Origin of the sequence: Streptococcus sp. HMSC077D04 (assembly GCF_001808785.1) — a bacterium.
GTDB classification, from domain to species: domain Bacteria; phylum Bacillota; class Bacilli; order Lactobacillales; family Streptococcaceae; genus Streptococcus; species Streptococcus mitis_BX.
In genome coordinates this window covers 1-721 of the sequence record NZ_KV794489.1, presented here as the reverse complement: position 1 = coordinate 721, position 721 = coordinate 1, and the positions used below count along the sequence as shown (strand labels likewise).

Annotated in this window: 1 protein-coding gene; it reads right to left on the bottom strand. The window is 39.9% G+C overall.

Annotated features, from left to right (window positions below; genetic code table 11):
- On the bottom strand, nucleotides 1-716 hold a 716-nt coding region (locus HMPREF2701_RS01560), incomplete at its 3' end, for a DNA cytosine methyltransferase (RefSeq protein WP_148130497.1).
- Nucleotides 717-721 lie beyond the last annotated feature (5 nt).

The following is a 721-nucleotide window of genomic DNA, read 5'->3' as shown; positions in this document are numbered from 1 at the left end:
TCTAATCTGTCTGGTGTCATACAAGGAATCGCAACCTTGAATCCTTCTCCTTTTCCACGAACTAAGGTTGGCGCAAGACCTTCTGAATAATAGACTTCACCACTCATTCCACTTCTTGATGGATTTAAATTCCCTAGTTCTTTCAAAGTCTCAGAGTTAGTTGCTTGACCTTCTCGTCTGAAAGGAAATAGGAGTCTGGTACCTTTCTTTCTAGAATGTCCGATAATAAACACCCTCTCTCTGTTTTGGGGAACGCCAAAATCCTTACTGTTAAGCACCTGCCACTCAACATCAAACCCCAACTCATCAAGCGTGGTAAGGATTGTGGTGAACGTCCGTCCCTTATCGTGATTGAGTAGGCCTTTAACATTTTCAAGAAAAAGAAAACGTGGTTGGATTTGTTTGGTCGCTCGAGCAATTTCAAAGAACAAAGTTCCTCTAGTATCTTCAAATCCCAATCGTCTTCCTGCGATTGAAAATGCTTGACAAGGGAATCCCCCACAGATGACATCGACTTTCCCTCTAAGTTTTTTAAATTCGTCATCTGAAACATCTCGTATGTCATGAAATTCTATTTCTCCTTCCGTTTGAAAAATGGACTTATAAGATTTCCTAGCAAATTTATCAATCTCACAAAATCCAATACACTCGTGTCCGACACTTTCCATTCCAAGTCGAAAGCCACCGATACCTGAAAATAAATCAATAAATCTCATTTCTT